The 8282-nt window shown below is 47.7% G+C and carries 6 protein-coding genes; 2 read left to right on the top strand and 4 right to left on the bottom strand.

What is annotated here, in order from left to right; all coding sequences use genetic code 11:
- Positions 1–150: 150 nt before the first annotated feature.
- Positions 151–1425, bottom strand: coding sequence for a dihydrolipoyllysine-residue succinyltransferase (sucB, locus tag JOC27_RS12060; protein WP_205007544.1), 1275 nt, complete (start codon positions 1423–1425; stop codon positions 151–153).
- Positions 1422–4352 (bottom strand): 2-oxoglutarate dehydrogenase E1 component, encoded by a 2931-nt coding sequence (locus JOC27_RS12065; protein ID WP_205007545.1) that lies wholly within the window; start codon positions 4350–4352, stop codon positions 1422–1424. The genes sucB and JOC27_RS12065 overlap by 4 nt, the downstream gene beginning before the upstream one ends.
- Before the next feature lie 290 nt (positions 4353–4642).
- Between JOC27_RS12065 and JOC27_RS12070 the strand changes: the two genes are divergently transcribed.
- On the top strand, positions 4643–5500 hold the full coding sequence (locus tag JOC27_RS12070) for a S1-like domain-containing RNA-binding protein (RefSeq protein WP_205007546.1): 858 nt from the start codon (positions 4643–4645) through the stop codon (positions 5498–5500).
- Positions 5501–5721: 221 nt separating this feature from the next.
- Here JOC27_RS12070 and JOC27_RS12075 read toward each other — a convergent pair whose 3' ends face one another.
- Together JOC27_RS12075 and JOC27_RS12080 are read right to left on the bottom strand one after the other, a co-directional pair.
- Positions 5722–6531: a metal ABC transporter permease gene (locus JOC27_RS12075; protein WP_205007547.1), complete on the bottom strand. Its 810-nt coding sequence runs from the start codon at positions 6529–6531 to the stop codon at positions 5722–5724.
- An 18-nt stretch (positions 6532–6549) separates the two neighbouring features.
- Complete coding sequence (locus JOC27_RS12080) at positions 6550–7308, bottom strand: metal ABC transporter ATP-binding protein (RefSeq protein WP_205007548.1); 759 nt, start codon at positions 7306–7308, stop codon at positions 6550–6552.
- Between the two features lie 252 nt (positions 7309–7560).
- On the opposite strand from JOC27_RS12080, the gene JOC27_RS12085 reads away from it, so the two are divergent.
- Complete coding sequence (locus tag JOC27_RS12085; RefSeq protein WP_205007549.1) at positions 7561–8031, top strand: RpiB/LacA/LacB family sugar-phosphate isomerase; 471 nt, start codon at positions 7561–7563, stop codon at positions 8029–8031.
- Positions 8032–8282 lie beyond the last annotated feature (251 nt).

Raw genomic sequence — 8282 nt, forward strand, 5'->3', positions numbered from 1 at the left:
TTTTCCCGCTGAACCCAAACACCTTACATTTTTTGCGCAAGATACAACTTTTTTAAGGGAAAATAAAAAAAAAACGGAAGATGAACAGACACGTTCATCCCCGTCTATTAGTATCAAATCGCACAGCTGATCAGCTAACGTGGACTACTTTTAACCTTCAAGCAACAGTGTTTCTGGGTCTTCGAGCAGATTCTTGATTTTGACGAGAAATTGAACGGCTTCGCTACCATCAACAATTCGATGATCATAAGATAGCGCAATATACATCATCGGCCGGATTTCAATTTTATCGCCTTCCGGTGTCTCAACAGCAACCGGGCGCTTCTTAATGCCGTGCATGCCGAGAATACCCACTTGAGGGGCATTGATGATCGGTGTTGAGAGCAGCGATCCAAATGTGCCGCCGTTCGTAATCGTAAAAGTGCCGCCCTGCAAATCGCTAAGCGTCAATTTATTGGCGCGTGCCTTTGAGGCAAGATCCTTGATTGATTGCTCGATTGCCGCAAAGGTTAGCCGATCAGCCTCGCGGACAACGGGAACGACAAGGCCCTGGTCGGTCGCCACCGCGATGCCGATATCATAATACTTCTTAACCAATAAATCCGTACCGCTGATTTCCGCATTGAGCAGAGGGAAACTCTTTAACGCCCCGACAACAGCTTTCGTAAAGAAAGACATAAAGCCCAGCTTGACATCGTGTTCCTTAACAAACGCATCCTTGCGACGTTTTCTTATACTCATGATCGCCGTTAAATCAACCTCATTAAATGTGGTTAACATCGCCGCTTCGTGTTGTACGGCGACAAGCCGATTCGCGATCGTCTGACGACGGCGCGTCATTTTAATCCGCTCAATCGGTTTGCCTGGTTCAGAAATTGGCTCGGCAATCGGTGCAGCCGCAGGAGCTGGAGATGGCTGGGCTTTGGCATCAGTAATATCCTCTGGACGGACACGCCCAAGCGGATCGCGTGTCGGCACTTGATTCAGATCGATGCCTTTCTCACGGGCAAGCTTGCGGGCAGCAGGAGAAGCCACAGGATTAGACTTTTCTGTCCCAGTCGTCCCTATTACTGCTGCCTCAACTGCCGGCTTCTGAGATGGCGAACTTTGCGCTGCCGGCACAGCTTCAGTCGGAGCAATAGGAGCCGCTACTGCCTGGACTTGTTCCGGCGCTGCGGAGCTGGTACCCGCCGCCTCATCAAGGATCGCAATCACTTCGCCGACTTCAACCGTTTCATCAACATCTTTTTCGATTTTCTTCAAGACGCCTGAATGTTCCGCGCTAATTTGAATATTGACTTTATCTGTTTCAATTTCCGCGATATCATCGCCTTGGTTGACCTTATTGCCCACATTGACTAGCCAGCGGACGATCGTGCCTTCTGTGATCGATTCTGCAAGTTCTGGAACCTTAACTTCAATCATGAATTTTCCCCTCCTTGTGTCCAGCTACAATAATTTCGATGCAAAGTTTCCTCAATAATCCGTTTCTGTTCCTGTTTGTGCAGTACCGGTTCGCCTGTTGCCGTGCTAGAACGATGCGGTCGGCCGATATAGCGAAGCGCTACACCTTCCGGCAGAATCGTGCGCAGCCTCGAATTGATGTAACTCCATGATCCCATATTCCGCGGCTCTTCTTGCATCCAGGCAATCTCCTGAAGATTGGCATATTGGCGGATATAGTTTTTCAACACATCGCGAGGGAATGGGTACAGTTCCTCAACGCGCAGCACTTTCAACCAATCAAGATTACTTTCTGTTGATTCCATTTCGACTGAAAGATCCACTGCAATTTTGCCGCTGCATAGAACAAGCCGTTCCACTTTCTCTGGATCACCCGCGCTTTTTGAACCATCCAGAACACTCTGGAAATTTCCCTCAGCCAAATCTGCCGGAGAGGACGTGGCCATCGGATGGCGTAAGAGACTCTTTGGCGTCATGATAACAAGCGGCCGAACCACATCGGTATTCAGAATCGCTGCTTGACGGCGCAAAATGTGGAAGTATTGAGCAGGTGTCGTCAGATTGGCAACTACCCAATTGTTTTCTGCGGATAATTGCAGGAAGCGTTCCAAACGCCCACTTGAATGTTCCGGCCCCATGCCTTCATAACCATGCGGTAAAAGGATAACCAGTCCCGATCGCTGCCCCCATTTCGCCCGTCCCGCGGACACGAATTGATCGAACATCACCTGGCCGACATTGGCAAAATCACCGAATTGTGCTTCCCAAATCACAAGGGTCTCCGGGGCACAAACGTTATACCCATATTCAAAACCGATAACAGCTGTCTCTGACAGCGGACTGTTATGAATATCGAACGATGCCTGGACATCTTTCAGATGGTGGTAGGGAATATAAATCTGTCCGGTCTCCGTATCATGAAGCACCGCGTGACGATGGGCAAACGTGCCACGCTCAACATCCTGCCCGGTAAAACGAATCGGTGTTCCGTCTTTCAATATCGACGCAAAGGCAAGCGCCTCACCGGTTCCCCAGTCGATTTTCCGTGCTGCCGTTAACGCAAGACCGCGGCGCTTTAGAATCTTCTCCAGCTTCGGATAAACATGGACGTTTTCCGGCCAGTTCAGAAGTTCCTGGTTCAGCCGATTCAGTACATCGAGCGATACTTTTGTCTGAATATAGGTCAGTGGTTCCGCAAGTTTTTTCGGAAAAGGAACTTCCTGCAAATGCTTCTCTTTTGCACGCGATTCGTTATAAATCTTCTGCAATTTATCAAATAAATGCTGTTTATATTGAGCCACTTCGTCCTGAAGCGCAAAACCCTCGCTTTTTATTTTTTCAAGATAAAGAGCGGCAACGGTCGGATGTTTCTCAATAAGATCATAAAGCAGCGGCTGGGTCGCTTTCGGATCATCCGATTCGTTATGACCGTAACGTCTATAGCCGCAGAGATCGATAAGAAAGTCTTTTCCGAAAGTCTTTCTGTATTCATAAGCCAATGTAATCGCCGTCAGACACGCCTCCGGATCATCCGCATTGACGTGCACAATCGGAATTTCAAACCCTTTGGCAAGGTCGCTCGCGTAAGCCGTTGAACGATCATCTTCATGATCAGTTGTGAAGCCAATCTGGTTATTGGCGATAATATGAATCGTTCCACCAGTCTGAAAGCCTTTCAGACGGCTCAAATTCAAGGTTTCTGCGACAACGCCTTCGCCAGGAAACGCCGCATCGCCATGGATCATAATCGGTAGCGCGTTCTCCGTCGCTTGACTCGGGAAACCAGCTCCATCCCGCTGATCTTGAGCTGCCCGCGCATAGCCTTCGATGACTGGGTCAACCACTTCCAGATGGCTTGGATTATTCGCCATCGTCAGTTTCACTTCATAAACCGCTTCGTCAGTTTCCGAATCACCCGTATATTGCAGCAAATGCTTTTTCTTCTCCGCGCCTTCAATCGACCGCGCGGCACCCAAATGATATTTCACATCGCCGGTCCATCCGTAATTAATCCCCTTCGAACCCTCGGAAGGCACCATGCTCTTAATCGGCGCGTGAACGAATTCCGCCAATATTTTTTCATAAGGCTTACCTAATATATGTGCCAGCACGCTCAGGCGCCCACGGTGAGCCATACTAAGCATCACCTGACGCGCTCCGTCACGGACGCTATACTGAATCAGTTTATCAAGCATCGGAACGAGCACGTCAAGCCCCTCAATTGAAAAACGCTTCTGACCGACAAACGTTTTGTGAAGAAAGTGTTCAAAAGTTTCAACTTTAACCAGTTCTTTAAGTAAATCCTTTTTCTCACTTCCTGCGACTATTTGTTGAAAGCGTTTTCTTTCAATTGTCTCATTAAGCCACTGTTTTTCCGCTAATTCACGGACATGACTGAATTCGTAGGCTAGCGAACGGGAATAGAGATCGCGCAGATAATTAACAACATCTAACGCGTTTTTCACTTCAGCAGGCGCCTCCGGCCAAATCACTTTTGAAGGAATCGCTTTCATTTTTTTAGGCGACAAATTAAACTTGGCAAGATCCATCAAATGCGTCTCAATGACGCGATTGCGTTCCAAAGGATTGACATGAGCGAGCAGATGCCCGTAACCGCGAATTCGATCAGCCAAGCGAACCGATCCGACGACCTGATCCAGATCGAAACGATTTTCTATATTGCCGGTCTCATGAACGGTGTGCGTCACCGCCAGTTGCGTCTCCTCAATCTGTGGTCTTCCATATTGATCGAAAAGTTTTCGCAAAGCAGGGTCAACATTTTCTGCGTTATCCAGATACAAATCGTACTGTTCATCAATATAGCCAAGATTCAATCGAGAAAAACTTTGCCATGGATTCGTTTTGTACAACATGTCTTCAACCGGCATTTTTTTCGCTCCCCATTTTAGGACTTTCCAAGCACGAAACGCCTTTGCTTATCCTTTCTGTACACTCATTTTAGCACAGGGCTGATTAACTTTAAATTGTTACGATCTCATGAAACCATGTATTTTTGTTATCGTTTTCATTCTAGTTATCGTTTTCATACATTGACATATTACATAATATGTGACCATCGACATTTTTCCATAGACGACCGCTCGTTTTCTCATTTCAGTACATGCTATAATAGGCGTAACACTTTGATTTGACTCGCAGTGAAAGAAGGAACAGATTGGTGACAGATCTCCAACCAGGAACACTTGCAAATTTAAAAATGACACATAAGGCACCTTTCGGCTTTTTCCTGACCGATGGAACCCAGGAAATTCTGATGCATGACAACGACGCGGTCGGCACGATTCAGGAAGGAGAGACGATTCAGGTCTTCCTTTTTCAGGATCACCAAGGGCGTCTTGCTGCCACCCAAAAGATACCGTCTATCCAGATTGGTCACTACAACTGGGCGACTGCCGTTTCCATGCACAAAAAATACGGCGTTTTCCTGGATATCGGCATCAATAAAGATATTTTGCTTTCCAAAGACGATTTACCGGAGGAATGGCCGGATTGGCCAGCCGCAGGCGATCGCATCTATTGTACGTTAAAGCTTGATAAGAAAGGCCGCCTTTTTGCACAGCTTGCTGATGAATCGATTATCCACGTTATTGCTCACAAGGCACCGGATGATGTTCAGAACAAAGAAACAGACGCAATCGTTTATCGGGCAGTTACGGACGGTTTCCATATTCTGACCAAAGAAGAAAGCTGGCGCGGATTCCTGCACAATCAAGAAGCCGTTGGCAGGCTGCGTATTGGTCAAAACATCCATTGCCGCATTATTGATCGGAAAGACAATGGTTCAATCAATGTCTCCATGCTTCCGCGAACCCATGAGCGTATTGACACCCATGCCGCAACCATTCTGAGCTATTTAGCGTCGCGTGACGGGGCGATGCCGTACTGGGACAAAACAACCGCACAAGATATCGCCGATCGTTTTCAAATGAGCAAAGGTGACTTCAAACGAGCACTCGGCCATCTGATGAAGAAAAACAAGATCTATCAAAAGGACGGCTGGACTTATCGAAAATAAAAGAAAGGCGGCACACGCTGAATAATACGTGTACCGCCTTTCTTTTTCTCAATATTGTTTTTCTGACCAAAAGGCAATATTCGCGGAAACAGCGTGCCAGATGAGCCTCGCAGATTTTTGCCTGTCTGAGGAGGCCAATGGTAGCGCCCGCGGCAAGCGAACACAGGGCAATAAGCGCTTAAAAACAATTAGCAGATTTTAACAAACTTTTTGCAAAGCGATTAAGCTTCACCGCGCCGCATTTGACCCACTCGCTGGTAGAGTAGACCAACGAAGTAGCTGAGCGCCTCAAAAGCAACGATATAGAAACTAACGGGCGCATTGGTATAATAACCGGCAGATAAGCCGAACCAGACACCCGCCATCGCGAGCAGCGCAGCCGTCAGAATCATGCCAAAAATGGATTGCGTGAAAAAACGCGCCGCCGCTGCCGGAACCGTCATTAACGCGAAAACAAGCAGTGCGCCGACAATTTGTACCGTCACACTGACAGCAACAGCCATCAGCAGCAGAAAGCCGATCGAAATCAGATGAACCGGGAGACCAGCTGCTTCAGCGCCCGTCTGATCAAAAGAATCAAATTTCAGCCAGCGATAGCCGACCGCAAGGACAAGCAGTACAAACAAGGTCAGCCCAACCAATTGCCAGACATCCTGAAGATCAATGCCGACGACGCTCCCGAACAAAATGGTCTTTGTAAAACTGCCCTGGGCATCAGATAGGGAGAGAAACAAGATGCCAAGACCAAGCGCAAGACTGAGAATCACGCTAACCGCAGCATCGCGGCGGAACACACGGACACCAAGTTGTCCGACACCACAGGCGCCAAGCAGTGTGAACAGCAAAAGGCCGATCAACGGATCGAGTCCGGCAAATACAGCAAAGGATGCACCAGCAAAACCAATATGGGAAAACGTATGAGCAATAAATGAAAGATTTCTCGCCATGATAAAGACGCCGATTGCGCCGCACATTATCGCAATCAGTGTTCCAGCAATAAAAGCATGGCGCATGAAGTCGTACGCAAACATCTCGCCGGTCACTCCTTTTTAATGAAACATCGCCTGACGCTGCGCGGATTCTAAAGTCGCTTTTTGCGCGGCATCAACAGGTTCATGCTGATAGTACTCCGCGAGCAGTTGCTGATCGCTAAGCAAATCAGCAGCACCGCCCTGCACATATTTTCCTCGTGCTAAGAGCAGAACCTGGTCGGCGTAGGTCGCAACCTGCGCCAAATCGTGGCTAATAAAAATAACGGTAACGCCGCGTTTCTCACAGATCCTAAAGACCAGCCGCATCATCTCTTCTTGCGCGCCCGGATCCAGATTGGCTGTCGATTCATCCAAAAGCAGAAGATCCGGTTCGCGGATGAGTGCCTGGGCGAGAAACACACGCTGCCGTTCGCCCCCGGACAGACGACCGATCGGCTTTTTCGCGAGCATTTCTGTATCCGTAAATTCCATAATCTCTTTTAATTTGCTTCGTTCCGCGCGGGTCAACCACGGAAGCAGATGGCTCGTGAGGCCGAGCGTAATAAAATCTTTTGCAGCGATCGGTGTTTCCTCATCAATCGGTCGTGATTGCGGCACATAGCCAATGACCGGTTTGCCGTCGCCTTCAATCACCATCTCGCCTGCTTGCGGACGGATGAGTCCAAGCAATACTTTCAGCAGCGTCGATTTGCCCGCCCCGTTCGGTCCAATTATGGCGAACATCTTCCCGACAGGCACATAAAAAGAGAGGTCGCGGAGTACCTCTTCTCCATTAAATCCAACGGATAAATGATTCATTTGAATCCGGTGCAACATCAGGTAAGTCCCTCCAATAATCGCTTGATTGGTCCCAAGCAAGCGAACAAATCGCTGTTTCTATCAATAAAGCTAATCTATTCCAAGTTAAACGTAAACATTACGATTTAGAAACAAAATTGATATTAATATTTTCCAAACGCTTTGTCAAGCAAGAACAATATCTGGAGCAGGTGTTTTCTACCAAACAATCTTGACTATCCTTAATCCAAAGGCTAAGTTAATAAGGTTAATGAAAATGGAGGTCAGCATATGAAAATCGCAATGGCAAGTGACCACGCGGGTTATGAATTAAAAGAAGAATTGAAAAAGTGGTTGGAACAAGAAGGGCATGAAGTACTCGATTTCGGTACCAACAGCACAGAATCCTGTGACTTATCCGATTTTGTCTATCCGGCTGCGCTCGCCGTTGGTAAAAAAGAAGCAGAACGCGGCATTTTTGTTGACGGCGTCGGCTACGGTAGCGCGCTGATCGCCAATCGGATTTACGGCGTCACTGCTGCCGTTTGTCAGGATCCGTTCTGCGCCAAACTCGCACGTCAGCATACAGATAGCAATGTGCTCTGCATCGGCGGTAAAATCATCGGCTCAGGAATTGCCCATGAAATTGTTTCCGTTTGGATGCAAACTGAACCAATTACCGATGTCGACAAATACGTTCGCCGCGTAAAGAAAGTGGAAGCCATTTCTGAAAAGCATCTGAAGAAACTGACAGAAATCTAAACGGCTAACTTATAAGTAATGAGGATGTCTCAAAATGAGACATCTTTTTTTACGCATTGACTTGTTAAATTTTAGCGGAATGAAGGCGAGAAAGTGCTAAGAAACTTGACCCGCGCTGTGTTTCCCAGGCTCCGGTGCTATTTTGGTGCAACTCTCGAAATTCGGTGCGACTTTTTCATGATTAGGAGCAACTTTTCTCGGATTGGGTGCGACTTTTGCTCAATTCGGTGCAACTCTTGAAATTCGGTGCG

The organism is Sporolactobacillus spathodeae, from assembly GCF_016908935.1.
GTDB lineage: Bacteria > Bacillota > Bacilli > Bacillales > Sporolactobacillaceae > Sporolactobacillus > Sporolactobacillus spathodeae.

What these genes read in the sequence shown, in the direction of transcription:
- JOC27_RS12080 (WP_205007548.1), bottom strand. Translation starts at nt 7,308, where the DNA reads ATGTTGCACCGGATTCAAATGAATCATTTATCCGTTGGATTTAATGGA.
- JOC27_RS12065 (WP_205007545.1), bottom strand. Translation starts at nt 4,352, where the DNA reads ATGCCGGTTGAAGACATGTTGTACAAAACGAATCCATGGCAAAGTTTT.
- sucB (WP_205007544.1), bottom strand. Translation starts at nt 1,425, where the DNA reads ATGATTGAAGTTAAGGTTCCAGAACTTGCAGAATCGATCACAGAAGGC.
- JOC27_RS12075 (WP_205007547.1), bottom strand. Translation starts at nt 6,531, where the DNA reads ATGTTTGCGTACGACTTCATGCGCCATGCTTTTATTGCTGGAACACTG.
- JOC27_RS12085 (WP_205007549.1), top strand. Translation starts at nt 7,561, where the DNA reads ATGAAAATCGCAATGGCAAGTGACCACGCGGGTTATGAATTAAAAGAA.